The sequence below is a fragment of the Methylobacterium marchantiae genome (assembly GCF_042679825.1).
Taxonomy (GTDB): Bacteria; Pseudomonadota; Alphaproteobacteria; order Rhizobiales; family Beijerinckiaceae; genus Methylobacterium; species Methylobacterium marchantiae.
On the sequence record NZ_JBHTND010000007.1, the window covers coordinates 96,042 to 122,457 of the forward strand.

Here is a 26,416-nt window from a genome sequence, read left to right on the forward strand (position 1 = left end):
CCAGCCGGAAGCGGCGCGCGAGGACGGCGATGACCACGAGCATCTGCGTCATCGCGAAGGAGGCGCCGACCGGGAACGGAGGAATGCTGCATCTTGCGTCCCGTGCCGCAATCGATCACGTCGGCCCCGCAGACCCGGACCTCGTCGGGAATCGCCGATATCAAGGATTGCGCGCCATGCCTCGCCTGATGCTCCTGCGCCACGCCAAGTCCGACCGCTCGCCGGGTGTTCGGGACATCGACCGCCCGCTGAATCCTCGGGGATTCCAGGCCGCGCCGCAGATGGGCGCCTACCTCGCGGCGCAGGGCCTGCGGCCCGACCGGGTCGTCGTGTCTCCGTCGCTCAGGACCCGCTCGACCTGGGACGCCATCTCGGATGCGCTCGGCAACCCAAAAGCCGAAATCGTCGAGACGATCTACGAGGCACCGGAGAGCGCGCTCCTGAAGGTCATGCGCGCCACCGGCGACGATGCCGCGAGCCTGCTCCTGATCGGGCACAATCCCGGCATCCAGAACGTCGCCCTCGACCTCGTCGGTGCCGCGGACAGGACGGCGCGGGCGCGGCTGTCCCAGGAGTTTCCGACTGCGGCCCTCGCTGTCATCGATTTCGACGGCGCCTGGGCCGATCTGCGTCCCGGCTCCGGACGCCTGGAACGCTTCGTGACGCCCAAGGGCCTGGATCGCGACGACGCGGCATGAAGGCGGAACCGTCGCTGGAGGGATCGGTCCCGCCGCGCTTGCGTTGAGCCACGACCTCTCGGCATTGATCCCGTGATCGCGACCGCCCTCCTGACCCTCACCCTCCTGATTCCGCAGATCGACCGGGGCCTCCACACGGTCTCGTCCGGCTGGACGAGGACCCGCGTCGCATGGACGGGCACGCCGGAGGGCCAGCCGGCTCCCGAATTCGTGCCGGGGGATCGCGCGGTCTCGAACTGGCGCGCGGAGGCGGGAACGGCCCTGAGACCCGTGTCGCTCGCCCTGGTGGCGCGCTATGCCACCAGCGAGCCCGCTTTCGTCGCCCGCTGCGTCAAGCTCAACAATTACTGGTGCATCAAGAGCGCGCGCTGGCAGGGCGAGATCGGCCGCGATGCGGAAGGCCATACCGGTTTTGCCACCGCGGCCGATGGCGCCGACGCAGCGGCGCAATTGTTGCGGCGCTATTACCGCGAGTTCGGGCGCCGGACCGCCCTCGCCATCGTCCGCCGATGGGCGCCGGCCGAATGCCGCGTCGCCGGTGGGCCGGTCTCGGCGAAGACCGTGTCCGGTGGCCTCGCGCCCCTCGGCCTCGGCCGGACGTTGCGGGCCCGCTACCTCGCCCGGCACGCGCGGGGAGGGGCGCCGAGGCGGAAGCCGGTCGCACGGGGCGGTCCGTTGCGGATCCAGCCCTGGTCGCCGCTCGCCAGGATGGGCGCGGCGACCAAACCCAGACCCGTCCGGGTCGCGCAGGCGACCGCTCCGTCGGGTGTCGCCGGATCGTCCGTATCGCGGCCGATCGCGAGGGTCGCGACGAACCCGGCCGATATCCTGGCGACATCCTCCACATTGACCCTCGCCGACCGGTTCGCGGCGGAATCGGCGGCCTTGCCGTCGATCGCCGCCGGTCTGCCGGGCATGTCCCTCCTCGATCTCACCGCTCCGGCGCCCTTCTGCGGCAACGATGAGACGCGCATCCGCAATTACGCGACGCGCATCGCCGGCAGTGTCGGCCTGACGATCGAGGACGACCTCGCGCTCTTCGGAGCGGATGGACAGCCTTTGCCCAATCTCGCCCCCGTCATGCTCGCCATGTCGGCGGTCGAACTCGGTGCGTTGCGGGCGGGGCCGGCTCTGGTCGATGCCGCGATCGGACGGCTGACGCCCCCCGCCACCCTCTCGGCCCGGTGAGCCGGTGGAGCATCGTCTCCTTGCGTTCCTCATGACGCGCCGCCACCTCAGCGGGACATTCGCTGCACGGCCACCACGTCGGTCCTGCAAATCGATTCCTGCAAGTCGATTCCTGCACGTCGCTTCCTGCCAAACGAGAACACCGCTTCATGACCAGCTTCGCCTCGCGTGCGGGCTCCGCGATCCAGGCCTTCGCCGAGGCATCCAGCGATCTTCTGATCCAGCCGACCCTGAGGCTCGGCGTCACCGGCCTCGCGCGGTCGGGCAAGACGGTGTTCACCACGGCGCTGATCCACCATCTCGTGGAGACCCATGCGCTGCCGGCCTTCGCGCCGGCCCATGAAGGCCGGTTGCGCCGGGCGCGGTTGGTGCCGCAACCCGACGACGACGTGCCGCGCTTTCCCTACGAGGATCATTTCGCGGCCCTGACCGAACAGCGGCTGTGGCCGCGATCGACCGACAGGATCAGCCAGTTCCGGCTGGCCATCGAGTACGAGCGCAAGGGCGGCTGGCGCTCCGGCCCCGGCACGCTGATGCTCGACGTCGTGGATTATCCCGGCGAATGGCTCCTCGACCTCGCCCTGATCGAGCAGAGCTATGCCGATTGGTCGCGCGCCACCATCGCGGGTACGCGCCGGACCGGGCGCGCCGCGATCGCGGCACCCTGGCTCGCGGTGCTGAAGGACCTCGACCCGGCCGGCCCCCTCGACGAGGTGGTGGCCGAGCGGGCGAGCGTGGCCTTCACCGCCTATCTCACGGCGCTTCGGGCCGGACCGGAATCGGTGGCGACGACGCCCCCCGGCCGTTTCCTGATGCCGGGCGACCTCGCCGGTTCGCCGGCCCTCACCTTCGCGCCCCTCGACGCTCTGCCGGAGGCGATCCCCTCGGACAGCCTCGCCGGGCTGATGGAACGGCGCTTCGAGGCCTACAAGGCCAAGGTGGTCGAGCCGTTCTTCCGCAACCATTTCCAGCGGGTGGACCGGCAGATCGTCCTGGTGGACGTGCTCGCCGCCGTCGATGCCGGGCCGGCCGCCCTGGCCGAGCTGGAGGAAGCGCTCGACACCGTGCTCCTCAGCTTCCGCATCGGCCGCAACACCATCCTGTCGCGTCTCTTCGCCCCGAGGGCGGACCGCATCATGTTCGCCGCCACCAAGGCCGACCACCTCCACCAGACCAGCCACGACCGGCTGGAGGCGCTGCTGCGCCTCCTCGTCTCCCGCGCCATGCGCCGGACCGAGGCGGCCGGCGCCCGTGTCGGCACCGTGGCCCTGGCCTCCGTGCGCGCCACGAGGGAGACCACCGTCCACGATGGCGGCCTGACCCTGCGGGCGGTCTCGGGCACGCCGGAGGCGGGCGAGCATGTCGGCGACGAGGTCTTCGACGGACTGAGCGAGGCGGCGGTGTTCCCCGGCGAATTGCCGACCCGTCCGGAGGCCGTGCTCGAAGGCGCGGTGGCCCCCGGCTCGCTCCGCTTCCCCCGTTTCCGCCCTCCGCTGGTCAGGCCCGACGCCCATGGCCGCCCCGGCCACCTGCCGCAGATCCGCCTCGACCGGGCGATGCAGTTCCTCATCGGCGACAAGCTGACATGAGAGCCGCCGTTCGTCATTCCGCCGACCTCATCCTGAGGCACCGCGCCAGCGGCCTCGAAGGAGGGCTCCAGAATCCCCCGCGCGAACTGGAGGGCTCCTTCGAGGCCTTCGCTGCGCTTCGGCACCTCAGGATGAGGTGGGTGGATGGGAATAAGGTGGTCCTGCGACTTGCCCGCTCTTGCTCGGATCGAGTCCGTGCATTGCGGTCCCAGCCACCTGCCGCACCCCCCGGACCAAGCGCCACCGTCCATCATCCCATCCCACCCGCCGACCTCATCCTGAGGTGCCGCGCCAGCGGCCTCGAAGGAGGGTTCCAGGCTCCGCTGGGCGAACTGGAGGGCTCCTTCGAGGCCTTCGCTTCGCTTCGGCACCTCAGGATGAGGTGGGTGGATCGGAACGAGGCGGTTCCGTGGTTTGCCTGCTCCACCTCAGACAAGGTCCGCCCATGACCTCTCCGAACCGTCCCCGCGCCTTCCGCATCCCCACCGCCGAGCCGGCGGAGAGCATGGAGGGCATCGTCCCGCCGCCGGTGCCGCCGAACGCGGTCAGGATCGTCGAGGAGCCGTTCGAGATCGTCGAGGCGGCGGACGGCGTCGCGGTGCCGGTGGCGCCGAAATCGCGGGCGCCGTGGCTGTCGCTGCTGATGCTGGCGCTCGGCGGCCTCGTTTCTCTGGGGATCGGCCTGTCGCTGGAGCGGATGATCGCCGACCTGTTCTCGGCGGCTCCCTGGCTCGGCGGGGTCGCCCTGGCCTTGCTCGCCGTCGCGGCCATCGCCTTCCTCGCCCTCGTGATGCGAGAACTCGCCGGCATCTGGCGCGAGCGCCGGATCGAGAAATTGCGGGCGAAGGCGGTCGAGGCCATCGCCACCCGCGACCATACCGGGGCGCAGGCGGTGGTGGCCGAGCTCAGCGCGCTCTACGCCACGCGGACCGGGCTCGCCGCCGGGCGGCAGCGGCTGGCGGCTCTGGGCGACACCATCCTCGACGTCGAGGACCGCATCGGTCTCGCCGAACACGAACTCCTCGAACCCCTCGACCGGCAGGCGCGCAACGCCATCGCCTCTGCGGCGAAGCAGGTCTCGGCCGTGACGGCTTTGAGCCCGCGCGCCATCGTCGACGTGGCCTTCGTGGTCTTCGCCGCCGTGCGGCTCCTGCGCCGGATCGCGACGATTTATGGCGGGCGTCCCGGATTCCTCGGCTTCCTGCGGCTCGCCCGCGCCGCCTTCGCGCATCTCACCGTCACCGGCGGCATGGCCGTGGGCGAGAGCATGATCCAGCAGGTGCTCGGCCTCGGGATCGCCGCGCGGGTCTCGGCCAAGCTCGGGGAGGGCGTGCTCAACGGGCTGATGACCGCCCGCTTCGGGCTGGCCGCCCTCGCCGTCTGCCGCCCGCTCCCCTTCGTCCGCGAGGAGCCGCCGCGGCTGTCGGACGTCGCCGGCGAGCTGCTGAAGCCGATGGGTGACGGGACAAAGGAGTGAGCGGCTCCGGTCAGAGCCCCTTCAGGAAGCCCGCCAGACGCATCAGCCCTTCGGGCCACGGCCCGTGGCCGCTCGCCACGTTGATGTGGCCGGATTCGCCCGCATCGACCAGGGCCGAGCCCCAGGAATAGGCGAAATCCTCGGCGCGATCATAGGCGCAATACGGGTCGTTGCGGCTCGCCACCAGCAGGGACGGGAAGGACAGGGGATCGCGCGGCACCGGTGCGAAGGCGGTCACGGAGGCCGGCAGGTTCGGCGTGCGCTCGACATCCGGGAAGGCCACGAGAAGCGCGCCCCTGACCCTGCCCTCGGGGAAGGCGGGCGCCGCCTGCACCGAGGCGACGACGCCGAGGCTGTGGGCGATGAGGATGACCGGACGCGTCGCCGCTTCCACCGCCTCGACGATGCGGGCGCGCCACGCGGCGGCATCGGGATGGTGCCAGTCGTCCTGCTCGACGATGCGGGCATTGACCATCCGATTGGCCCAGCCGGCCTGCCAGTGGCCGTCTTCCGAGCCCGCATAGCCGGGGAGGATGAGGATGTCGCAATCGGCGAGCTTCATCCTGCCCGGATAGCGGCTCCCTCGCGCGCCGTCGAGACGGCCTCACGTGGAATCGCGCAGGGCGTCCACGGCCTGGCCGGCGAGGTTGGCGCCGAGCAGCCGCTCGACATCGATGCCGCCCAGGGGACGTAATCGGGTGGGCAGGTCCGCGAGATCGTGCGCTCGCCGTAAAGCGGCCTCCCGCGCCCTGGCTAGGTCCACCGCCTCGAACCGCACCGCCTCTCCCGGACGGCGCTGGGCGAGGCGGCGCAGGTCCGCCGAGACGACGGTCGCGATCTTCGGATAGCCGCCGGTGGTCTGGCGGTCGGCCATCAGGACTATGGGCCTCCCATGGCCCGGCACCTGGATCGATCCGGCCACGGTGGCGTCCGAGACGATGTTGTAGCCGGCCTCGCCATGGGCGATGGCGGGCCCTTCGAGCTGGTACCCCATCCGGTCGGCACGATGCGACACCGTGAAGGTCGCGCCGAGGAGCGTGTCGATCCCGGCTTTCGCGAACCTGTCGGCCTGGGGGCCGAGCATCACGCGGATCGGCGCGTCCCGGTCGAGGGCGACCGCGTCGATGGTCCGGTCGCCCGGAGCCGGGCCCTCCGAGACGACGAAATCCAGGCCGTCTCCCGCCTGGAAGAGACGGCCGCCGGCGCCGCCGATCCCGGCCCGAAGGTGGAGGGAGACGCTGCCGAGCAGGGGCTCTGCCCGGAAGCCGCCGGCCACGGCGAGGTAGACGAAGGTCCCTTCGCGCGGCGGATCGATGGCCAGTTCGGCGCCGTCCGGCAGGGACACCGTGCGATGGCCGGCGATCGGCACGCCATCGATCCGAACCGTGCAGGGCGCCCCGGCGGTGGCGAGCCACGCGCTGCCCGCCTCCACGACGAAGCGGCCGCCGCCGAGACCGAGTTCCAGGGCCGCCGCTCCGGGGGGATTGCCGACGAGGGCATTGGCGGCCGCCATGGCGAGGGGATCCATGGCACCGGAGCCGGACAGCCCGTAGCGCTGGTAGCCTGTCCTGCCGCCATCCTGGAGGCTCAAGGCGCCGCTGCAGCGCCTGATCGCGAGCCTGCCCGTCATCGCGCCGTCTCGCATTCGGCGATGCGCTCGCCGGCCTGCGCCGCCCGATCCATCTCATTCCAGCGCTCGGCTTCGATGGGACAGAAGCGGATCGTGTCACCGGGTTCGAAGAGGAAGACCGGATCGCGTCCGGGCAGGAACGCGCGCACGGGAGTGCGGCCGAGAAGGTGCCACCCGCTCGGTGCCGCGATGCTCGCCACCAGGGCCTGCACGCCGCCGATGGAGATGGTGCCGGCCGGCGTCACCGGTCTGGGACTTTCGCGGCGCGACAAAGCGAGACTCGGATCGAGGCCGGAGAGATAGGCATAGCCCGGCAGGAAGCCGTTCATCGCCACGCGATAATCGGGGGCCGAATGCCGGGCGACCACTTCGTCGGAGGATATTCCGTGATGGGCGGCGACGTCGTCGAGATCGATGCCGAACGCACCGCCATAGACGACGGGCAGGCGCCAGACCCTGGTCGGCGCTGCGTCGTCGGAGGGCGCGTCGATCATCGCGAGAAGCGCGGCTTCGAGCGCGGCAGGGTCGATCGCGCACGGATCGACATGGAGGGTCAGCGACCGGTAGGTGGGAACGGCCTCGACCAGCCCCGGCACACGCGCATCCCGCACACGACGATCGAGGGCGAGAACCGCCGCATTGGCGACTGGGTCGATCGTGTCGCCGAACTCGACGGTGAGGGCGGTGTCGCCGCACCAGAGCAGGCGGGGCTGAGGGACTGACACGGGTCGCGGGGCCTCGCTCATCGGCTCGTCCGAAGGGCTAGGGGCCGGATTCGCACGCTCGCCCCAGTCCCAACACGAAGGGGCGGCGCTGTCGAGCACCGCCCCTTGCTGGTCAGGGCTCCGAACTCAGGGTACGGCACGACGACGTGTCCTGCCGCCGGAGTAGACCTTCCCATCAGACCACCTCATCCTGAGGTGCCCTTTGCTTCAGCAAAGGGCCTCGAAGGAGCCTTCCAGGGATCGCTTTGGTATCTGGAGGGCTCCTTCGAGGCCGCAACGCGGCACCTCAGGATGAGGCCTGTTCTTGGAAAGACAACTCGAACACGCCCTCAATGCTCGAAAAAAGGCCTCGAAGAAGCCTCACAGGGATCGCGTGATCTCTGGAGAACTCCATCGAGGCCATTATGTGGCGCCTCAGGATGAGGCCTATTCTTGGAAAAACGACTCGAACGAGCCCTCAATGCTTCCTTGCGGGCGGAACGTCGGGCTGCTGGAACGGCTCGGCGGCCCGCTGCGTCGCGGCGTTGAGGTTCTCAGGATCGAGGGCGCTCTCCACGAATTCGCGACCGCGATCGGCGAAGTCGCGGGCATAGCGCAGACCCTGGCCCCTGACCTCGTCGGCCCATGGGCCCACGGCCTGGTCCTCGCGGCGGGTCCTCGGGAGGAGGGCGCCGAGGAGCATCCCCGCCGCCAGTCCAACCACGCCCACGAGCAGCGGGTTCTCGCTGACGAAGTGTTCGACGGAGGTCTTGCCGCGGTCGAGGCGCTGGCCGCCGCGCTCGGCGAATTCGCCGATACGGCGCCGGCTCGACTGATGGGTGTCGGCGGCCCAGTCACGCGCGTCGTCGTACGTGTCGGAAGCCCGTGCACGAAGCGATTCCGCCTTGCTCTTCACCGTGTCGCGCGCGTCGTCGACGGCCGCCTTCGCCCGGTCGGCGTAACCCTCGGCCTTGGCCTGGGCGTCGTCCGCGAGGTCGCCGGCCCGATCGCGGAGGCGGTCGGCGGCCGCGCGCGCTTCGTTCCCCGTCCGCTCGGAGACGTCGTGGAGCGAACGGGTCGACTCGTCGCCGTGGGGAAGGCCGGCGGCGACGGCGATATCGTCGGTGAGCGAGCCCTTGGGCGCGCCGGGGATGCTGCTGTGGCTCATTGAAGCGAACTCCTGTCGGATGGGGATGGAGCGGCGAAGCCGCCCCCGTCAGTCACGTTCGGATCGGCCCCCGAGGGCTCAGATCTGGGTTTCCTCGGCCAGTTCCTTCCCCGGCTGCCGGGTCGGCCGGTCGGGATCGTAGACCTTGGCCGCCGCAGTCCGGGTCACGGGCAGGGCCTCGTCCGGATCGATGAGACGCCCGTTCGGCACGGTCTTCTTCTCCTTGCCGGTGCGGTGGAGCAGCCAACCGATCCCGGCCACGATGAGGAGAACGGGAACGGGGTTGCGACGCACCGCGTCCAGTGCCCCGTCATAGGCCCCGCTCAGCGGCGTGCGGCGGACGTTTCCCAGCATGTCGTCGACGATGCTGGTGACCGAGAGCCGGTCCTGGATCCGGTCGATGGTCTGGTCGAGGCGGGCGCGGCTCGCCTCGATGTCCTTCTCGAGATCGTTCAACGATGCGCTCATCCCGAAACCCTTTCCGACAATGCGCGCGCATCCTGGCGCATCTGCCGCGTCGTGCGGGTGGGCGCCAGGGTGGAGAGCGACATGGTGCTGCGCCCGATCAGCGCGAAGACGATGGCGACGAGGAGAAGGACGCCGCCGACGATGAGGGCGGCCAGAGCCTCCGAATGCACCACCGTCGCGAGCCACTTCACCAGGGCGTCAACGAGGACGAAGAGCGCGACGACGCCGAACACGCCAGCGCCGACCATGAGGGCGAGGCCGATGAAGAGCGTGCGGACGTTGCTCGTCATCTCGTTACGGAAGAGCGCCATTTCCTTGCGCGCGAGGTCGCTCGTCTCGCGCAGAGCGTCGCCGACGAGGCTCTGGATGCTGGATTGGGGGCCGTTCGACATGATCGTCCGGCCTAGCTGCGAAACGAATCGCGGGCGTCGCGGTCGGATGCGATGCTCGACGACTTGATGAACCGCGACACGACGAACCCCGTCACGAAGGTCGCGACCGCGACCGCCACGGGCGCCCGGCGGGCGAAGGCTTCGGCATCGTCGTAGAACTCGGCGAAGCTGCGGTTGTCGATCGAGCTTCCGAGCTGCTCCAGCCCCTCGGCGGCACTGTCGAAGAACGCCTTGATGTTGGGCTTGTCGTCGAAGGACTTGCTCGAATCCCTCAAGCCCTGTGCGAGGTCGTTGACCGACTGCGCGGCATCCGCCTTGCGGCGATCGGCGTAATCGGTGGCGTGCGCGCGCGCTGCCGAGACGAAGCCGCGACCACGCTCGACGGCCACGTCCGCGATCCCCTCGACATCTCCGCGCAGAGCCTTCCAGTCTCCACTGGCGCTCGCTGCGCCGCCGATGTCGGGATCGTTCACGGCGGATGCCGGCCCTGTGGGTTGATTTGCGTTCACGGGCATACTCCTGATGACGTTGGAACGGTGTCACCTTTGGCTCCTCAACATCATGGCAACAGACGCGGTTCCGTTGGACGCGCACGGTGCGGGCGATGAGGGCCTCGGCCGGCCGCCGCATTCGTCCGATCGAGCGCGTCGGCACGCCTGTCGGCCCGCATTCACGCAGGACCGGCCATCGCCGCGAAGCTCGGCGTCGAGGGGGCCGGGAAGGCGTGGGCGCCCGGCCATCCCCTGCGCATCGGACATTCGCGGTGCCGAAACCCTGGCCGCGGGCGATGCGGTCGGTTAGGCTGGGGATGAGGAATGTGAACATACGTAACCGCACCGGACGGATCACGGTCGCGTTACGTGCGTTGAACGTCGGAATTATCCTGTCCGGCGCGCCCATGGTGCGCCGCACGCTGAGGACCGGAGGCCACTGAGTGGCACGACTTGTCATCGTCTCGAATCGTGTGGCCGTCCCCGAGGAAAACGGGAAATCCGTCGCCGCAGGGGGTCTGGCGGTCGCCGTGAAGGAAGCCTTCACGTCCTATGAGGGGCTTTGGTTCGGCTGGAGCGGCAAGGTCGTCGAAGACCCGTCCGAGGAGCCCGAACTCATCGATCGCGGCCGGGTCCAGTACGCGGTCGTCGACCTCTCGCCGCAGGACCACCGCGAGTATTACAGCGGTTTCGCCAATCGCGCGCTGTGGCCGATCATGCATTACCGGCTCGGTCTCGGCTCCTTCTCCCGCTCCGATTACGCCGGCTACCAGCGCGTCAACCGGACGTTCGCCCGCGCCCTCGCCAAGCTGATCGAGCCCGACGACATCATCTGGGTGCACGATTACCACCTGCTGCCGCTGGCTTCCGAGCTCCGCGGCCTCGGCATCGCCAACCCGATCGGCTATTTTCACCACATCCCCTGGCCGGCGGCCGACGTGTTCAACACGCTCCCCGCCAGTGGCGACCTCTTGCGCGGCATCGCCGATTACGATCTGATCGGCCTCCAGACCGACCCCGACGTCCACAACCTGTCGCGCAATCTGATCGACGAGTTGAGGGCGATCCCGCTCGGTGGCGGCTCGCTCATGGTCGACGGGCGCCGCACGCGCATCCGCAGCTTTCCCATCGGCATCGACGTCGCCGGCTTCAAGGAAGCGGCGGAGAATGCGGGCGCGAACAAGACCGTTCGCGAGACCATGGCGGGCCTGCGCACCCGCAAGCTCCTCATCGGCGTCGACAGGCTCGATTATTCCAAGGGCGTTCCCGAGCGGATGGAGGCGGTGGACCGCTTCTTCGCGTCGAATCCCGATCAGCGCTGCAACGTCGTCTATCTCCAGATCACGCCGAAATCGCGCACCGAGGTTCCCGAATACGAGGAACTCAGCCGCGAGGTGAACGAGACCGTCGGCGAGATCAACGGCGCCCTCGGCGAACCCAACTGGACACCGATCCAGTACGTCACCAAGGCCTATCCGCGGCCCGTCCTGGCCGGCCTCTACAGGGCCGCCCGCGTCGGTCTGGTGACGCCCATGCGCGACGGCATGAACCTGGTCGCGAAGGAGTACATCGTCGCCCAGACCGCGGACGATCCCGGCGTCCTCGTCCTGTCGAAATTCGCGGGCGCGTCACGGCAGCTTCCCGAGGCGCTCCTGGTGAACCCCTACGACCGGTTCGAGGTGGCGGAAGCGATCCGCACCGCCCTCTACATGCCGCGCGGCGAGCGGATCGAGCGCTGGAAGCCCATGGTCGAGCGGATGACGCGGGAAGACGTCGATTGGTGGGCGCGCAACTTCTTGACGGATTTGGAGAACTTCCGCACCGTCGAGCGTGAGCCGCCGCGCGCCGCAGCGGCCGCGGAGTAGCGACCTCCCGTCTTCCGTCCGCTCGCCGGCCGGAGGGGAGTTCGCTCGGGCGTCGTATTGCGAAGGACCTCCATGATCGGCATCGACGATGGCGTGCCCGGGCCTCTCGGGGCGCATTTCGACGGCCGCGGCGTCAATTTCGCGCTGTTCTCCCAGAATGCAACCGGCGTGGACCTGTGCCTGTTCGAGCCGGGCGAGCGCCACGAGAGCCGTATCGTCTCGCTGCCCTGCCGCACCGACGATGTCTGGCACGGCTACCTGCGCGGCGTCTTTCCCGGCCAGCTCTACGGCTACCGCGTCCACGGCCCGTGGGACCCGGCCAACGGCCACCGCTTCAACGCAGCGAAGCTCGTTCTCGACCCCTATGCGCGCGAGATCCAGGGCCGCATCCGCTGGCACGATTCGCTCTACGGTCACCGCCGAGGGCTCCAGCGCGAGGACCAGATCGACCGGCGCGACAGCGCGGCGTTCATGCCGCGCGGGGTGGTGACGGCGCCCGACCTGCCCGATCTCGCGATCCACCCGATCCGCCGGCCGCTGGGGCAGACGGTGATCTACGAGGCCCACGTCAAGGCGCTGACGCAGCTTCACCCCGACATCCCCGAGGAGGAGCGCGGCACCTATGCGGCGCTGGCTCATCCGGCGATCGTCGAACACCTGCTGAAGCTCGGCGTCACCGCCATCGAGCTCCTGCCGATCCAGTCCTTCGCCGACGACCGGTTCCTGGTGGAGAAGGGCCTCGTCAATTTCTGGGGCTACTCGCCCCTGGGCTACTTCGCGCCGGAGCCGCGCTATCTCGGCGCCGCCGGGATCGGCGGCCTCAAGGCGGCGATCCGGGAACTCGCCGCGGCGGAGATCGAGGTGATCCTCGACGTCGTCTACAACCACACCTGCGAGGCCGATCATACCGGCCCGACCCTGTCGTTCCGCGGCATCGACAATGCCAGCTATTACAAGCTCGACCCGGAGAACCGCCGTCGGGAGATCGACTGCACCGGCTGCGGCAACACGCTGGACCTCGACCATCCGCGGGTGATGCAGCTCGTCCTCGACTCGCTGCGCCACTGGGTCACCGCCTACGGCGTCGCCGGCTTCCGCTTCGATCTCGCCACCAGCCTCGGCCGCACGCCGCACGATTTTACCGCCAAGGCCGCGTTCTTCCAGGCCATCGCCCAGGACCCGATCCTGTCGCGCGCCAAGATGATCGCCGAGCCCTGGGATATCGGCATGGGCGGCTACCAGCTCGGTGCCTATCCGCGCGGCTGGGCCGAGTGGAACGACCAGTTCCGCGACAGCGTCCGCGCCTTCTGGCGGGGCGACCGCGGCGTCCTCCCGAAGCTCACCCAGGCCTTGTCCGGCTCACGCGAGATCTTCTCGGCCTCCGGCCGGTCGCCTCTCGCGAGCATCAACTACGTGGCGAGCCATGACGGCTATACGCTGGCCGACGTCGTCTCCTACGAGCAGAAGCACAACCACGCCAACGGCGAGGACAATCGCGACGGCCACGGCCACAACCTCTCGCGCAATTACGGTGTCGAGGGGCCGACGGACGATTCCGCGATCCTGGCCCTCAGGGCGCGCCAGAAGCGCAACCTGCTTGCGACGACCTTGCTCGCCCAGGGCGTCCCGATGATCCTGGCCGGCGACGAGCGCTCGCGCAGCCAGGACGGCAACAACAACGCCTATGCCCAGGACAATGCCACCAACTGGATCGATTGGCGGACCGATGCCGATCCCGGCCTGACCGCCTTCGTCGCCAACCTGACGCGCCTGCGCCGGGAGCAGCCGGCCCTGCGCCGCTTGACGTTCCTCACCGGCGCCGTCATCGGCGAGGGGCCGCTGCGCGACGTGCACTGGCTCTCGCCCTGCGGCGCGGAGATGGACGACGAGGCCTGGGCGGATGGCGATCGGCGGGCCTTCGGCATGCAGATCGGCAACGACCTGCCGAGCGCGGACCGCCTGCTGATCCTCATCAACGCCGCCGACGAAGCCACGGATTTCACCCTGGCCCCGGTGATCGGCGGTCCCTGGATGGTGGTGTTCGACACGACCCGGCAGGTGGGTACCGTCCAGGCCGGTCAGGCGCTGTTCCCACCCGGCGCGCGGCTTAGGCTCGATCCGTACGCGCTCTACGTGCTGCGCGCGCGGCAGGCGGCGTCCTACGAGATCTGAGGGGGCCGTCCTCCCATCCGCCGGTCTACCCGCGCTTCAGCTGCCCTTGGCGATGAACCGGATCAGGTAGACCAGCGCGGTGAAGGCCACGAGGCTGGTCGCGTAGAAGGCGACGAACCACAGCAGGCGCCCGAACGTGCGGGGCTTGTCCCGCCTCGGGTCGCTCAATGCCCGTATCCGCCGGTCGCGATGTCCTCCGCGACCTTCCCCCTGAAGACCCAGTAGGCATAGGCCGTGTAGGCGAGGGTCAGCGGCATCACCACCGCATAGCCGACGAGGGCGAATTTCAGCGCGCTGACGGCGTTGGCCGCCTCCCAGATCGTCATCTTCGGCGGCACGATATAGGGGAACAGGCTCACCGCGAGGCCGAGGAAGCCGAGCAGGAACAGGGCGATGCTGAGCAGGAACGGCGACACCTCGCGGCCGATCCTGAGGGTCGCGTAGAGCTGCCAGCAGACGATCGCGGTCACGGCGGGGATCGGCGCCACGAAGGCGATGTTGGGCCAGGAGATCCAGCGCCACTGGATCTGCGTGCCGAGGAACGGCACCCAGGCGCTGACGATCGTCATGGAGATCACGGTGCCGAGGAGGAACTGGATGCTCTTGCGCCGGGCCCAGATCTGGAGTTCGCCGGACGTCTTCATCACGCACCACGTCGCCCCGAGCAGACCGTAGCCGCAGACGAGGCCGATCCCCGTCATGACGCTGAACGGCGTCAGCCAGTTCATCGTGCCGCCCGTGAAGCCGCGTCCCTCGATGGTGAAGCCCTGGACGAAGGCCCCGAGGACCATGCCCTGCGCGAAGGTCGCCACCAGCGAGCCGTAATGGAAGGCGTTGTCCCACAGGAACTGGGATTTCTCGGCCTTGAACCGGAACTCGAAGGCCACGCCGCGGAAGATGAGCGCGAGCAGCATGAGGATCAGCGGCAGGTACAGGGCCGGCAGCAGGATCGCGTAGGCGACGCTGAACACCGCGAACAGGCCACCGCCGCCGAGGACGAGCCACGTCTCGTTGCCGTCCCAGATGGGCGCCACCGAGATCATCATCCGGTCGCGCCAGTTGCCCTTGCTCGCGGCGGTGAAGAGGATGCCGACGCCAAGATCGAACCCGTCGATGACGACGTACATGGCGACCGCCAGCGCCAGCAGCCCCGCCCAGACCAGGGGCAGCCAGAAGGCAGCACCTTCGTATTCCATGCCGAAACCGAACATGAACGACGTTCTCCGTCCCGCGACCCGGTCTACCGGGCGACTAAAGCATGAAGTGGAAGCCGGTGCAGTAATCTTCCCGCGCCCGGAAGTCTTCCCGCGCCGGGACTTCGCTGCCGGCCGGAGACGTCTTCAGCGGCCATCAGCACCGCGCCAGGCCGGGCGCCGGTCCGTCTCCGCCAGGGTATCGCGGGACGCTCCCGCGACCGATCCGGCCATCTGCCGGACGATCGTTTCGGCGCCGTCGCTCAGGGCCTTCTCGCGCGCGTCCGCCGGCAGCGCTCCCCAGGCGGCGGACACCGCCTGCTGGACCGGCGGAGCCGACAGGCGTGCCATGGAGGCGGGATCGTCGCGATGCGCGGCGAGGTAGGAGAGGGCGCCGATCACCAGACCGGCACGAATGATGAACGACATGGGACCCGTGGATTGGTGCAGGATTGGCCGGGAGCGGACCATTGCGGCCGAGTCTCGGCGGAGAACGTAAAACCCCTCTCACGAGAGCCCTGAAATCGGGTCGCGTGGTGAACGTCCTGTTTCTTGCTGGCGCAGCCCTGTGGACGGGCGTTGCTTTGCCCCGAAAGGGTCCGCCATCGAAATCGTCCCGGTTACCCTATGGAAAGCATCCCCGAACAATCGGAGGGGTCTGCGCAACACTCGCTTAAGTCGGGTCTGCGAGGTTCGGCATCAGTCGAGTTCAAGTCGAGCCCGAGTTCAAGTCGAGCCAAGGGGCGTCGAAGCCGCCGATCAGGCACTTCGCGCTGTGCGTGTCCGTATTGCGTATTTACAGCGGCCTGGCTTCCACGATCGATCTCCGGCTCGCCGGGCTCGTCCACGAGTCGGTGATCGATGACGATGCCGTGCGGTTCCGGCACGAGCGCTTCCTGGTGTCGCGTCTGGCCACCGGGATCGTGATGATGGCCGGCCTCCCGCCTTACCTGTTGTGGCGCGGCGTGCCGACCGGCCTCGAGGTCCTGGCCATCGCCAGCCTGATGCTTCCGGTCTTCGCCGCCGTGTTCCTGTCGCGGACGGGTGTCCTCTGGATCGCCCACGCGATGTCGTCTGCAGGGCTCACGGGTCTCGTGGTCTGCCTCGCGCTGATGTCGGGCGGCGTGAATTCCGCCGCCGCGATCTGGCTGGTGGCGATCCCCCTGGAGGCCGTGGTCTCCGGATCGCGCCGCGCGACCCTCGCCGCCGCGATCATCGCGATGGTCGGCGCCCTCATCGTCGCCTTCCTGCCGCATGACAGCATCTCGCTGCCGGTTCTCGACCTGTCCCGCTCGCTGGCGATGCCGGTCTTCGCCATCACCGCCATCGGCCATGTCGCCGCGCAGGCGTTGGAGCATCTGCGCCACGAGGGCCGCTGGCTCGCCCGCATGCGCGACAACGAGCTGCGCGACCGCATGCTGCTCTCGGCCATCGACGACCTCGTCACCTGGCACGACCGGAACGGCCGCGTCATCGACGCGAGCGCATCCTCGGCCCGCTTCGTCGGGATCGATTCGGTTCGCCTGCGCGGCCACGGGCTCCTGGACCGCGTCCATGTGGGAGACCGTCCGGCCCTGCTTCAGACGATCAGCGACGTCGCCTCCAGCGGCAAGCCCGCCACGGTCCAGTTCCGCCTGCATCTCGACGCGGCCGCCATGCGCGCCGAAGGCGAGCCCCGGGTGATCTTCGCCGAGATGCGGGCCCACCGCATCGTCGGAAGCCTCGCGGGAATCGAGGGATCGAGCGTGGTCGCCGTGACCCGCGACGTCACCGAGCATCATCGCCACGCGGAGGAACTGGAGCGCGCCCGCGCCGAGGCCGAGCGTGCCGACGACCTCAAGAGCCGTTTCCTCGCCACCGTCAGCCACGAGCTGCGCACCCCGCTCAACGCCATCATCGGGTTCTCGGAAGTCCTCGCCGGCCAGGGGTCGATGACCCTCGGGCCGGAGCGCAGCCGCGAATACGCCGACATCATCGGCAGTTCGGGGCGCCACCTCCTCGACGTGGTCAACGCCCTCCTCGACATGTCGCGCATCCAGAGCGGCAATTTCGACTACGTCCCGGAGGTGATGAACGTCGGTTCGCTGGTGCGGACCTGTTGCGACCTGATGCAGCTCAAGGCCGACCAGAACGGGATCACCCTCGTCCGCGGCAGCGAGGCGCCCGGCATCGAGATCACGGCGGACCCTCGCGCCTGCCGTCAGGTGCTCATCAACCTCCTCTCGAATGCGGTGAAGTTCACCGCGCCGGGGGGGCGGATCGAGGTCTCGTTCCGCCAGAGCGCGTCGCATCTCGACATCGTGGTCGCCGATAGCGGCATCGGCATCGGCGCGGACGACCTGCCGCGGGTCGGCGCCCCGTTCTTCCAGGCGGGCGGCGGCTACCAGCGGACGCATGAGGGAACCGGGCTCGGCCTCTCCGTGGTCCAGGGGCTCGTCGGGCTCCATGGCGGCAGCATCTCGATCGAGAGTGCGGAACGCCAGGGCACCACCGTCACCGTCACCCTGCCGCTCGATTGCCGGCGCGGATCGAGCTCCGCTCCGCCGGCCCCGATCCGCACGGGCATCCGCCGCGCGACGGTCCTGCCGGCCGAGACCGAAGCGGCCCTGCCGGTCCGTCGTCCGATCGGCCTGTTCGATCCCGCGCCCGAGGCGGTCAGCGAGCGCTACATTCCGATGCAGCGTGCGGGATGAGCGCTCTCCGACAGCCGTGCCGGACCGGAGCCTCGTCCGGCCGCGGCCTCCCGCGAAAACCAAACCCCCATTTTCGGTCCGGCTCGCCGGGCCGTCATCGGCGTTGTGAAGGATAGACCATGCGCGAACCGCTGCCGAAGCGTGACCAGCGCGAGATCGTCGTGCCTGCCCGGGGCGCGCAGAGCGTTCCTCCGCGCCGGAAGCCCGCTGCCGGCCCGACCCGGCGGCCCGCGTCCGGCTGGTTCCGCACCATGGGTTCCGCCATCGGCGGCTTCGGCCGTCTCTGCCTGCGCCGGCCGGGCGAGGTCATCGGCTCGGTCGTCGCGCTGGGCGCGGTGGCGGCCGTGGCGATGAACGCCCTGGGCTTCCAGGGAGGTCCGCATCCGGCCCCGATCTTTCCGACCCTCGGCAAGTCGGCGGGCAACGCGCCCCCTGCGAAGTCGCAGGCGGCCAGGCCCGCGGAGCCGGCCAGGCTCGCCGAGGCGCCCCCGCGCAAGGTCGAGGTTCCGAAGGCCGAGCCCGTTCCGGAGCAGAAGACCGCATCCGTGCCGGAGCCGGTCAAGCCGGCGGCCAAGCCCGCCGTCGCCGCCGCGCCGACGACCAAGCGCGACGTGATCGCCGAGATCATCAAGGCCGGTGAGACCACCGCCTCGGTGACACCGAAATCCGACGCGGCGGTGGCGCAGGCGCAGCGGGCCTTGGTGAAGCTCGGCTATGGGCCTCTCGAAGCCGATGGCGTCCTGGGACCCGGAACACGTGCGGCCATCGAGAAGTTCGAACGCGACCGCAAGCTGCCGGTGAAGGGCGTCGCCGCCGGCCGCACCCTGCGCGAACTCGCCTCGCGTGCCGGATCGACCAAGGGGTAGGGGGGAATCCCGGCGGTCGGAACCTCCCCTCGACATCCGTGACGGGCGGAAAACGGACCAACGGACATACGCGATCGATACCGACGGTTGTCGGAAAGCCGACTTCCATCGAGACGGTGGCTCAGGTGGCTCTTGCCGCCTTCTTTCTGCTTTTCGTCTTTGAGTATCATCGATTATCCAAGACGGATTCGTGCCGGCCGCAGCGTGCCCCGAAGGATCGTCGCACTTGGGCAATGGCCGACAATCCGAGCATGATGTCCGACCGTCTCACCACACCGCCGGATCAGACGCCGATCCACTGATGCCGACCTGTTCGTCACCACCGCATATTCGTCCATTTGCTGTTGACCGTGCATCGGTGGCGCAAAGATCGGCATCCGCAACATGACGGGACACGAAAAGGCCGGAGCGACAGACGGCATCGCAAGGACGATCCTGCCGGCACCTGACTTCTCGGAATGCTGTCGGATCGCGCGGGCACTCTTCCATGCGGAGGTCGCCTCCGTCTGTCTCCGCGGCGAGTCCCGGACCTGGACGGATTTCGGTTCCGGCGCCGGCCCCGAACTGAGGAACGCGGCCGAAATGGCCGATGGACGGCCCGACTGGGAGTGGCCCGCGCTCTGGTGCGGCGACACGCGAACCGATCAGGCCTTCGCTGGATGGCTGCCCGCCGGGAACGCGGACGTCGGTTTCTTCGCGAGCGCCCCGTTCGGTCCGGACCGGATCGGCCGGCTGTCCGTGCTGGATGCCCGTCCGCAAGCCGGCTCGGCCGAGAAACTCCGTCTCCTCACCGACCTCGCCGCCATGGCCGGGCAAATCTACGATCTGGCCCGCGCCGTGCGCGAGGCCACGGAGCGGGAGGCGGAGTTTCGCCATCTCGCGGAAATGTCCACCGATACGATCATTCGCGGCAATCTCGATGGTGTCCGCCTCTACGTCTCACCCTCCATCCGGGCGCTGCTCGGATACGAGCCGGAGGAGCTCGTGGGACGCAAGGCGATCGACATCGCCCATCCGGACGACGTCCCGAACTTCCGGCGGTTCATGCAGAGCGTGCGCGACGGTCATATCGACGTCGCCGTCATCGAACTTCGTCTCCAGCACAAGGAGGGCGGGTGGATCTGGATGGAGGCGTCCCTACGCCTGAGCCGCGACCCCGATTCGCAGGCACCGAACGGCTACGTCGTCTCGGTTCGCGACGTCGGGCGGCGCAAGCTGCTGGAAGAGCGCCTGGAACAGCTGGCGTCCTTCGATCCTCTGACGGGCCTGCCAAATCGGACGCAGTTCAGCCAGCGCCTTCACGCCGCGCTCGACCGATCGCGCCGCATCGGCGAAAGTATCGCGCTCTTCTACATGGACCTCGACAACTTCAAAGGCATCAACGACACGATGGGCCATGCGGCCGGCGACAGCGTCCTGAAGGCCTGTGCGGCCCGTCTGCGCGCCGAGCTGAGGCAATGCGATGTCGTCGCCCGCCTGGGAGGCGACGAGTTCACAGCCATCCTCACCGCCGATGAATCGGAACTGCCCGAGCTCGCCCAGCGCCTCGTATCCGCGGTCGGCGTGCCGATCCCCTATGGCGGCCGGGAACTCCGTGTCGGACTGAGCATCGGCATCGCCCGCGCACCGCGCGACGGCACATCTCCGGACGTCCTGCTGTCCGCGGCCGACCGGGCGCTGTATCGTGCCAAGGCCGCGGGCCGGAACACGTTTCGCTTCTGAGTGCCTTCGCTTCTGAGTGATGTCTCTGCCGGCCGTCTTTCAGCGGGGCTCCGAATCCGGGTTCACGCCGACATCTGCGGAAACCTGCACGCCGGTTCTGACACCCACACCGTCATTCCGGGGCGCCGAAGGCGAGCCCGGAATGACGGTGTGGCATGCTCAGGGACTGTCGAAACCCGATAGCCCGAGTTCGAAGCCCTGCCTCCTTCAGGCCGGTGCTCGCTCCCGGCTTTCGATGCTATAGGCGCAGCCATGGCTCGCCTGCGTTCCGATTTCTGGGTCTCCGCCCATCTCCGCCGCCTCGCCGTCGAGGGGATCGATGCGGTGCAGCGCCGGCGCGGCGCCGCCGAGGCGGGAGCGATCTTCGTCAAGATCGATCGTCTCGACGGAAGCGCCGACCTCTACGGACCGGCGCCGCAATCCCTCGTCGATACCGAGGATGCGACCGACCGCAGCTTCGTCCGGTTGATGGGCGAGGCCTCGCCGGTCGATGTGGAACAGCGCATCGGCAAGGAATTGCGGTTCGACGACGACCTCTGGATCATCGAGATCGACGACCGCTCCGGGCGCCATTGTCTCGACCTCGCCGAGTGACGGGGCGGGCGACGCGGAGAGAACCCTGCCCGTCGCGATGTCTTTCGCCGGAGGATGATCCCGTTGCCGATGCGGGCGCGAACCACCTTTTCCCGCGACCGGGGAAGATGGATCGTCACGGTCGCGAAACTGCGGTCAGGCGGTCCCGGTCTGCCTGACCCGGCCCGGCATTGCCGGGCGAAGCGGCGCGCGTTCCGTGGATGCCGGCATGCGCGGCCGGGCCGCATCGGGCGCCGTATAGGGCTGATGGGCGCCGCCGCCGTTGAGGCGTTCGGGCAGAGGAGTGTCGAGGATCGCGCCGAGGAGATCGCGGGCGGCGCCGCGCGGGATGGTGCGGAAGAGCTTCACCAGGTCGAAGACCCGGTCCACCGACTTCGCCACGGTCTCGTTGAGCGTGAGGAAGACGTAGACCGCCTCCTCTTCGTGCAGCCCGGCGGCACGTAATGCGAGGGTGAGAAGCTCGTAGCGCCGGCTCGGATCGGGTGTGGCGGCGAGGAACCCGCGCTGCAGGCCGAGCATCTCGGCAAGGGCGGCGACGAAGCCGGCGACGTCCTTCCGGCCGGAGAAGCCGGTGAGGACCGCCCCCGCCTCGCGCGGTGACGGAGGCGACGGCCGGAGAGCGGCCCTGGAGCCGACCGCGCGGCCGATCGCGTCCCGCAAGTCCTCGTCGGCGAACAGGAACAGCGGAGCGAGGTCTCCCGGCGCCAGATCGGGGCGGGCGAGGAGAGCCTGCGCCAGATCGGGTGTGGTCCGCGCGCGGCCGACGAGCACGGCGATCGTGCTGCCCTGAAGGCTGATCTGCCAGTTCTCGGCGAGCGCCAGGTCGATGGCGGAGCTGTCGCGGGACGCCATCTCGTCGATGAGGGAACGGCTCAGATCCGCTCGGCGGGCGATGGACGCGGCGATGTCCGACCCGTCCGCGAGGGCGGCCTCGATCACCACCGCCGACAGGCTGGGGGCGAGCGCGATCACGATGTCCCTGACCTCTCCGCCGCGTGCGGCGAGGATGGCGAGGACGCCCTGTGGCGTCGCGGGGAAGGGCGCGAGCTTGCGGGCCACGATCTCGGCCGTCTCCTCGTCGACGATGGGAATGAGACCGCCGGCGAGGGATTCGAAAGCCTCCACCGTCTTCCTGTCGAGCACCGAGGCAGTCAGGAACAGGTCCGTCTGGACTCGGAGGATGACAGGTTTCAGATCGAGGTCGCCGAGACGCGACAGTTCGATCAGGCCGGAGAAGTCCGGCGCATCGTCGAGAGATGGGGACATGGCACTTCGTTTACGCAGAACTCGCTGATCACAGGTTTAGCGAGCTTGCGTGAACCGACCTTTAAAGGGCGGCGGCGGGGCGCCGCCCTTCCTGCCCCATTGCGGGATCAGCCGACCAGCCGGGCTTTGTTCTCCGCCGCATTGTCCGCGCCCTTCGGCGGGGGGAACACCACCGGGGTGGCCGCTCCGCTCGCCATCGGTCCGGCGACCGGGGTACTCGGCTTGGCGGCCATCTTGGCGTCGTTCACGGATGCGGGTTCCGCGGGCTTCGGCTGTGCGACGACGACCGCCGGTGGCGGGGCGGCTTCCTCGGCGTCCCTGTCCGCGGCCACGAGGGCGGGCCGGGTGCGATCGTCCCGGTCGTCGAGATCGCCCGTGACATCGTCGCCCGAGGGGCCTTCGAGAAGCTCCGTCGGCGCCTTCCAGACGAAGGCGTCGAGATGGCCGGTGATCGGCGAGACCGGCGCCCAGCGCTCGGAGGCGACGCCGTCGGCGATCCACATCGGGTCACGCGGCGCATGGGCGGCGCGCGCCAGCCATTCGCGAGCCCGGCCGGAGCCTGCACCGTGCTCGGCCTCCTCGATCTTCGCCATTGCGAGGCAAGTGCGGACCGTCGGGCGGTCGGCGAGAAGCGGAACCAGGGCTTCGCGCGCCTTGCCGAAATCCTGCGCTTCGAGACCGGCCTGCGCCATGGCGAGGCGGGCTTCGGGATGCCAGGACGAGATCTTCGCGAGGTTTTCCGCCCTAGCGAGGCGATCGCGCACGGAATCGCCGACGCGCAGGCCGAGATAGACCTTGGCGAGATCCGGGTGCGGATTGGCGCGCCATGCCGCCTCGACGATCTTGGCGGCCTTCCTGAGGTCGCCGCGGCGGGCGAGGAGACGGCCGGCGATGCAGGCGGCGGGGACGAGGTCCGGTGCGAGCTTGACGGCGTCGAGGGCACGCTGCGCCGCGGCCTCGGGTTCGCCGGCCTCGCGGGTCTGGGCGGCGGCGGTCAGGAGCACGGCGCGCTGACGGCGGGCGAGTCCCTTCTCGATGAGGCCGAGGGAGGCGCGGCGCTCCACCGTCTCCACCGCACCGCTCCAGTCGCCATCGGCGCATTGCGCCTCGAGCACGGCCTCGTTGGCCCAGGTGACGCTGGGGGCGAGGCGTGCGGCCTCCGCCGCATAGGCGCGGGCGGCGACGTCGTCCTCGCGGCGGCGCGCCTCGACGAAGAGTCCGCGCAGGCCGAGGACACGGGTCTCGGGATCGTTGACCATGCGCTGGAATGCGTGCTCGGCGGCCTCGCGGTCGCCGGAGATCTGCGCGGCCTGTGCCTTCAGGAGGAGCGCCAGCGGCTCCGCGCCGAGCAGGCGCTCGGCATCGGTGGCATGGCGGCGCGCGGCCAGGGGATCGCCCGAGCCGACGGCCACCATCCCGCGCGAGAGGGCGGAGAAGCCCTTGGCCCGACGGCGCTCCTTGGAGCCGCGGACCAGCGTCTCGGGAAGGGTGATGACCCCCTTCACCACGGCCCAGACGAAGCCGATGACGATGGCCGCGACGAGGACGCCGATCAGCGCGATGGCGAGGCTGGTGGCGATCTCGTAGCCGTTCCAGACGATGGTGACCGTGCCGGGTCGGTCGGCGATCCACGTCGCACCGAAGGCGGCGATGGCGAGGAGGGCCAGGAAGGCGAGGGCGCGCCACATGGGATCACGAACTCCGGGAGGTGGCGTCGGCCGGGGAGGCGACGCGGGCATGAAGGGATGCGGGCGCGCTGCACCTGCATGCGACGATCGGACGATCGCCGCCCGGAACACCGGGCGGCCGGGGCGGGAGGATGACCCTCACCGCGTCGCGCCGGTGGAGGGCAGCGCCTTGAAGGCATCGGCGAGCAATCCCCGTGCGGCGTCGCCCGCCGCGGCCCGCGAGGCGAGCTTGGTGCCGAACTCGCCGGCCTGCGCGCGCGCATCCTCGGGCAGGGCGGCGAAGGCCTTGGCCGCTTCGCCGATGGCGCCGCGGTCCAGGGCGTCCTGCACCTTCGGCACCGCATCGTCCGTCGCGGTCTCGCCGGATGCCGCGGGGGCATCGACCTTGCGCACCTGGACGATGGATTCGGCCATGCTCATCAGCCGCTGCTTGATGTCGCCCGTCTCGGCGACGTTCTTGGCCTGGGCGGCCCTGCGGCTCGCCGCGATCCGCTCCGCGATGGGACGGAACTCGGCCGCGAGGCTGCGGGCCGTCGGAGCACCCTTGTCGGCGAAGGCGGCCACGGCATTCAGACGGGCCGGATCGCCGGGCTCGAAGCTGCGCAGGGCCGACAACGCATCGGCATAGGGCGATCCGGTATTGAGCGCCGTGACGATCCGGTCCGCCGCCACGATGCGCATCCCGGCCTGGACCGTTCCGGCATCGGCGCGGCTGGCGACGGCCTGGTCGAGGCCCGCGATCTTCTCGGACTGGGCCTGGAACTGGCGCTCGACGCCCTTGGCGGCTTCCGCCACCTGCGCCTTGCCGGCATCGACCGCCCGCTGGCTCGCCTGCGTCGCCGCCTGGACCGCCTCGGTGGCGGCCTTGACCCGCGCATCGAGGCTCTGCTGGAGGCTGGCGAGCTTCTGGCTCAGCGCCTCGTCGGCCTCGGAATTCGCCTTGGTCCGCGTGTCGAGGTCGCCCTTCAGCGCGGCGACCTGGGCGGCGAGGGAATTGGCGGAATCGGGTTTGGCCGCCGAATCCACCTTGCCCTCGACGGCCTTCAGTCTCTCCTCGAGGCTGGAGACCGCCTGGGGCGTGATGGCGGTCAGCCCGGCATTGCCGGATTGGTCGCGGCCCGGCTCTTCCTGAAGTGCGGCGACACGCTGGTCGAGCCCGTCGAGACGGGCGATCAGGTCAGGCGGGATCGCCGCCGCTGAGGGAGCGGACCCGTCGGTCGACGCGGCCGCAGGAGCGGCACCCGCCTTCTGCAGGGCATCCTTGGCGGCGGCATCGGCCGAGCGGATTGCCTCCGGCAGCGGCTTCAAGGCTGCCTCGTTGGCGCCGATGCGCTTGTCGAGGGCCGACAGGGCGTCCTTCGGTGCCAAGGCCGCGATCTTCTGATCGAGGGCGGCGAAACGCGGGTCCTCGACCCCGCCGAGGGCACCGGAGCGCTCGACGGCGAAGAGCAGGCCCGCGCCGAGGACGCCGCCGATCAAGCCCGCGGCCGCCATCGAGCCGAAGCCCGCGCCCTTGCGCTCGGGCTCGCCGGCCACGGCACCGGAGGGACCGATCTTGGGCGTCGTCGACCCGGCCGGCTTCGCGTCGGAGGCCGGCGAAGCCTTGTCCGTCGTGGAAGTCTTGTCCGTCGTGGAAGTCTTGTCCGCTTCAGAGGTGAAGGTGCTCGATCCCGAGGGCTTGGCCGCGCTCGACGCGGCGGAGGCCTTCGCGGCTTCCGCCGGATCGGGAATCCGCTTCGCCTTCAGGTCGATGATGGGTCCGTCGGTGAGGGCCGCCTTCTGAACCGTGGATTGCGTGTTGCCCGCTGCGGCGCCGGGCTTCGGTGGTTCGGTCCTGGCGGACGACGAACCGCTGCCCGTCGGGCTCGAAGCCGTCGGACCGGTCCCGGCGGGCTTCGAGACATCAGGCTTGGACGGATCGGGCTTCGACAGGTCGGGCTTGAGACTTCCCGCCTTGCCGGCATCGAAGGACGATGCCGACGTCTTGGGTGGCTCGGACTTGAACGGCTCGGACTTGAGCGGCCCGGATTTGGCAGCATCCGTATTCGAGACGTCGGGCTTGGATGCGTCGGGCTTGGACGCATCGAACTTGGCAGGCTCGCTCTTGCCTGCATCCACCTTGCCCGGCTCGGGCTTGGCGGCATCGGTCTTCGTATCGACCGGTTTGGCATCGACGGGCTTCGGAGCCGTCGTCACCGGCGACGTTGCAGGCTTCGGCACATCGGCCGCGGCCGGCTGGGACAGGGATGGCGGCGACGCGGGGTTTCCCGGAGCCGCATTCGTCGAGACGGGATTCGTCGAGCCGGGATTCGTGCCGGCGGGATTTGCCGTGGCGGGCCTGATCGCATCCGACCGGCCTGCGTCGGGCTTGGGCGCATCGGGCCTCGGGCCGCTGGCGCCAGACGAAGTTCCCGGGCCTTTGCCGTCGCTGCTGGGTGGATTCACGGGCTTCTTGCTCCCTTCCCGACTTTCGTCTGCCGCCTGACGCAATCCTGGCGCGTTTCGCGCTCCGGATGCCGCCCTGCGGTCACAGCGTAGTGTTTCGTCCTAGC

Annotated in this window: 23 protein-coding genes; 10 read left to right on the forward strand and 13 right to left on the reverse strand. The window is 69.5% G+C overall.

Annotated elements, in window-relative coordinates; genetic code table 11:
• Positions 1–176: 176 nt before the first annotated feature.
• The 4 genes from ACFQ4G_RS07285 (at position 177) to ACFQ4G_RS07300 (ending at position 4,952) form a co-directional block, all read left to right on the forward strand.
• Complete coding sequence (locus tag ACFQ4G_RS07285) at positions 177–698, forward strand: SixA phosphatase family protein (protein ID WP_238204895.1); 522 nt, start codon at positions 177–179, stop codon at positions 696–698.
• Positions 699–770: 72 nt separating this feature from the next.
• Positions 771–1,886: a hypothetical protein gene (locus ACFQ4G_RS07290; RefSeq protein WP_238204897.1), complete on the forward strand. Its 1,116-nt coding sequence runs from the start codon at positions 771–773 to the stop codon at positions 1,884–1,886.
• Positions 1,887–2,035: 149 nt separating this feature from the next.
• Positions 2,036–3,475, forward strand: coding sequence for a YcjX family GTP-binding protein (locus ACFQ4G_RS07295; protein WP_238204899.1), 1,440 nt, complete (start codon positions 2,036–2,038; stop codon positions 3,473–3,475).
• A 445-nt stretch (positions 3,476–3,920) separates the two neighbouring features.
• Positions 3,921–4,952, forward strand: coding sequence for a YcjF family protein (locus tag ACFQ4G_RS07300; protein ID WP_238204901.1), 1,032 nt, complete (start codon positions 3,921–3,923; stop codon positions 4,950–4,952).
• A gap of 10 nt (positions 4,953–4,962) precedes the next feature.
• Here the strand turns inward: ACFQ4G_RS07300 and ACFQ4G_RS07305 are convergent, their stop codons facing one another.
• From ACFQ4G_RS07305 to ACFQ4G_RS07335, 7 genes are all read right to left on the reverse strand, one after another.
• Positions 4,963–5,514, reverse strand: a complete 552-nt coding sequence (locus ACFQ4G_RS07305) for an RBBP9/YdeN family alpha/beta hydrolase (protein ID WP_238204903.1) — start codon at positions 5,512–5,514, stop codon at positions 4,963–4,965.
• Positions 5,515–5,556: 42 nt separating this feature from the next.
• Complete coding sequence (locus ACFQ4G_RS07310; RefSeq protein WP_238204905.1) at positions 5,557–6,582, reverse strand: 5-oxoprolinase subunit C family protein; 1,026 nt, start codon at positions 6,580–6,582, stop codon at positions 5,557–5,559.
• Complete coding sequence (gene pxpB, locus ACFQ4G_RS07315) at positions 6,579–7,328, reverse strand: 5-oxoprolinase subunit PxpB (RefSeq protein ID WP_238204907.1); 750 nt, start codon at positions 7,326–7,328, stop codon at positions 6,579–6,581. The genes ACFQ4G_RS07310 and pxpB overlap by 4 nt, the downstream gene beginning before the upstream one ends.
• A 436-nt stretch (positions 7,329–7,764) precedes the next feature.
• Complete coding sequence (locus ACFQ4G_RS07320) at positions 7,765–8,454, reverse strand: DUF883 family protein (RefSeq protein WP_238204909.1); 690 nt, start codon at positions 8,452–8,454, stop codon at positions 7,765–7,767.
• Positions 8,455–8,532: 78 nt separating this feature from the next.
• On the reverse strand, positions 8,533–8,922 hold the full coding sequence (locus tag ACFQ4G_RS07325; protein ID WP_238204911.1) for a DUF3618 domain-containing protein: 390 nt from the start codon (positions 8,920–8,922) through the stop codon (positions 8,533–8,535).
• Entirely contained in the window at positions 8,919–9,314 is a 396-nt protein-coding gene (locus tag ACFQ4G_RS07330; RefSeq protein ID WP_238204914.1) for a phage holin family protein, read from the reverse strand. Before ACFQ4G_RS07330 ends, ACFQ4G_RS07325 begins: the two co-directional genes overlap by 4 nt.
• Positions 9,315–9,325: 11 nt before the next feature.
• Positions 9,326–9,829 carry a hypothetical protein gene (locus tag ACFQ4G_RS07335; protein ID WP_238204915.1) on the reverse strand — a complete coding sequence of 168 codons (504 nt, stop codon included), beginning with the start codon at positions 9,827–9,829 and terminating at the stop codon, positions 9,326–9,328.
• A gap of 419 nt (positions 9,830–10,248) precedes the next feature.
• Here ACFQ4G_RS07335 and ACFQ4G_RS07340 point away from each other — a divergent pair, with 419 nt between their 5' ends.
• Positions 10,249–11,670, forward strand: coding sequence for an alpha,alpha-trehalose-phosphate synthase (UDP-forming) (locus ACFQ4G_RS07340; protein WP_238204916.1), 1,422 nt, complete (start codon positions 10,249–10,251; stop codon positions 11,668–11,670).
• A 72-nt stretch (positions 11,671–11,742) separates the two neighbouring features.
• Positions 11,743–13,842, forward strand: a complete 2,100-nt coding sequence (glgX, locus tag ACFQ4G_RS07345; RefSeq protein ID WP_238204917.1) for a glycogen debranching protein GlgX — start codon at positions 11,743–11,745, stop codon at positions 13,840–13,842.
• 36 nt (positions 13,843–13,878) lie between these two features.
• Here the strand turns inward: glgX and ACFQ4G_RS07350 are convergent, their stop codons facing one another.
• From ACFQ4G_RS07350 to ACFQ4G_RS07360, 3 genes are all read right to left on the reverse strand, one after another.
• Complete coding sequence (locus tag ACFQ4G_RS07350) at positions 13,879–14,010, reverse strand: hypothetical protein (RefSeq protein WP_379039986.1); 132 nt, start codon at positions 14,008–14,010, stop codon at positions 13,879–13,881.
• A complete protein-coding gene (gene cydB / locus ACFQ4G_RS07355) occupies positions 14,007–15,053 on the reverse strand; it encodes a cytochrome d ubiquinol oxidase subunit II (protein WP_238204918.1) in 1,047 nt (348 codons plus the stop codon). Before cydB ends, ACFQ4G_RS07350 begins: the two co-directional genes overlap by 4 nt.
• 129 nt (positions 15,054–15,182) lie before the next feature.
• Positions 15,183–15,464 carry a hypothetical protein gene (locus tag ACFQ4G_RS07360; RefSeq protein WP_238204919.1) on the reverse strand — a complete coding sequence of 94 codons (282 nt, stop codon included), beginning with the start codon at positions 15,462–15,464 and terminating at the stop codon, positions 15,183–15,185.
• Between the two features lie 350 nt (positions 15,465–15,814).
• Between ACFQ4G_RS07360 and ACFQ4G_RS07365 the strand changes: the two genes are divergently transcribed.
• The 4 genes from ACFQ4G_RS07365 (at position 15,815) to ACFQ4G_RS07380 (ending at position 20,910) form a co-directional block, all read left to right on the forward strand.
• Positions 15,815–17,728, forward strand: a complete 1,914-nt coding sequence (locus tag ACFQ4G_RS07365; RefSeq protein ID WP_238204920.1) for an ATP-binding protein — start codon at positions 15,815–15,817, stop codon at positions 17,726–17,728.
• A gap of 119 nt (positions 17,729–17,847) precedes the next feature.
• Positions 17,848–18,594: a peptidoglycan-binding protein gene (locus ACFQ4G_RS07370; protein WP_238204922.1), complete on the forward strand. Its 747-nt coding sequence runs from the start codon at positions 17,848–17,850 to the stop codon at positions 18,592–18,594.
• A gap of 384 nt (positions 18,595–18,978) precedes the next feature.
• Positions 18,979–20,316 carry a diguanylate cyclase domain-containing protein gene (locus tag ACFQ4G_RS07375; protein ID WP_238204924.1) on the forward strand — a complete coding sequence of 446 codons (1,338 nt, stop codon included), beginning with the start codon at positions 18,979–18,981 and terminating at the stop codon, positions 20,314–20,316.
• A gap of 252 nt (positions 20,317–20,568) precedes the next feature.
• On the forward strand, positions 20,569–20,910 hold the full coding sequence (locus ACFQ4G_RS07380; RefSeq protein ID WP_238204926.1) for a DUF1491 family protein: 342 nt from the start codon (positions 20,569–20,571) through the stop codon (positions 20,908–20,910).
• Between the two features lie 135 nt (positions 20,911–21,045).
• Here ACFQ4G_RS07380 and ACFQ4G_RS07385 read toward each other — a convergent pair whose 3' ends face one another.
• From ACFQ4G_RS07385 to ACFQ4G_RS07395, 3 genes are all read right to left on the reverse strand, one after another.
• Positions 21,046–22,176 (reverse strand): DUF2336 domain-containing protein, encoded by a 1,131-nt coding sequence (locus ACFQ4G_RS07385; protein ID WP_238204928.1) that lies wholly within the window; start codon positions 22,174–22,176, stop codon positions 21,046–21,048.
• Between the two features lie 107 nt (positions 22,177–22,283).
• Complete coding sequence (locus ACFQ4G_RS07390; RefSeq protein ID WP_238204930.1) at positions 22,284–23,864, reverse strand: heme biosynthesis protein HemY; 1,581 nt, start codon at positions 23,862–23,864, stop codon at positions 22,284–22,286.
• A gap of 138 nt (positions 23,865–24,002) precedes the next feature.
• Positions 24,003–26,060, reverse strand: coding sequence for a hypothetical protein (locus tag ACFQ4G_RS07395; protein ID WP_238204932.1), 2,058 nt, complete (start codon positions 26,058–26,060; stop codon positions 24,003–24,005).
• Positions 26,061–26,416 lie beyond the last annotated feature (356 nt).

What these genes read in the sequence shown, in the direction of transcription:
- ACFQ4G_RS07360 (WP_238204919.1), bottom strand. Translation starts at nt 15,464, where the DNA reads ATGTCGTTCATCATTCGTGCCGGTCTGGTGATCGGCGCCCTCTCCTAC.
- ACFQ4G_RS07335 (WP_238204915.1), bottom strand. Translation starts at nt 9,829, where the DNA reads ATGCCCGTGAACGCAAATCAACCCACAGGGCCGGCATCCGCCGTGAAC.
- ACFQ4G_RS07295 (WP_238204899.1), top strand. Translation starts at nt 2,036, where the DNA reads ATGACCAGCTTCGCCTCGCGTGCGGGCTCCGCGATCCAGGCCTTCGCC.
- ACFQ4G_RS07285 (WP_238204895.1), top strand. Translation starts at nt 177, where the DNA reads ATGCCTCGCCTGATGCTCCTGCGCCACGCCAAGTCCGACCGCTCGCCG.
- ACFQ4G_RS07390 (WP_238204930.1), bottom strand. Translation starts at nt 23,864, where the DNA reads ATGTGGCGCGCCCTCGCCTTCCTGGCCCTCCTCGCCATCGCCGCCTTC.
- ACFQ4G_RS07320 (WP_238204909.1), bottom strand. Translation starts at nt 8,454, where the DNA reads ATGAGCCACAGCAGCATCCCCGGCGCGCCCAAGGGCTCGCTCACCGAC.
- ACFQ4G_RS07300 (WP_238204901.1), top strand. Translation starts at nt 3,921, where the DNA reads ATGACCTCTCCGAACCGTCCCCGCGCCTTCCGCATCCCCACCGCCGAG.
- ACFQ4G_RS07385 (WP_238204928.1), bottom strand. Translation starts at nt 22,176, where the DNA reads ATGTCCCCATCTCTCGACGATGCGCCGGACTTCTCCGGCCTGATCGAA.
- ACFQ4G_RS07325 (WP_238204911.1), bottom strand. Translation starts at nt 8,922, where the DNA reads ATGAGCGCATCGTTGAACGATCTCGAGAAGGACATCGAGGCGAGCCGC.
- ACFQ4G_RS07310 (WP_238204905.1), bottom strand. Translation starts at nt 6,582, where the DNA reads ATGACGGGCAGGCTCGCGATCAGGCGCTGCAGCGGCGCCTTGAGCCTC.
- ACFQ4G_RS07375 (WP_238204924.1), top strand. Translation starts at nt 18,979, where the DNA reads ATGACGGGACACGAAAAGGCCGGAGCGACAGACGGCATCGCAAGGACG.
- ACFQ4G_RS07330 (WP_238204914.1), bottom strand. Translation starts at nt 9,314, where the DNA reads ATGTCGAACGGCCCCCAATCCAGCATCCAGAGCCTCGTCGGCGACGCT.
- ACFQ4G_RS07380 (WP_238204926.1), top strand. Translation starts at nt 20,569, where the DNA reads ATGGCTCGCCTGCGTTCCGATTTCTGGGTCTCCGCCCATCTCCGCCGC.
- ACFQ4G_RS07305 (WP_238204903.1), bottom strand. Translation starts at nt 5,514, where the DNA reads ATGAAGCTCGCCGATTGCGACATCCTCATCCTCCCCGGCTATGCGGGC.
- ACFQ4G_RS07370 (WP_238204922.1), top strand. Translation starts at nt 17,848, where the DNA reads ATGCGCGAACCGCTGCCGAAGCGTGACCAGCGCGAGATCGTCGTGCCT.
- cydB (WP_238204918.1), bottom strand. Translation starts at nt 15,053, where the DNA reads ATGTTCGGTTTCGGCATGGAATACGAAGGTGCTGCCTTCTGGCTGCCC.
- pxpB (WP_238204907.1), bottom strand. Translation starts at nt 7,328, where the DNA reads ATGAGCGAGGCCCCGCGACCCGTGTCAGTCCCTCAGCCCCGCCTGCTC.
- glgX (WP_238204917.1), top strand. Translation starts at nt 11,743, where the DNA reads ATGATCGGCATCGACGATGGCGTGCCCGGGCCTCTCGGGGCGCATTTC.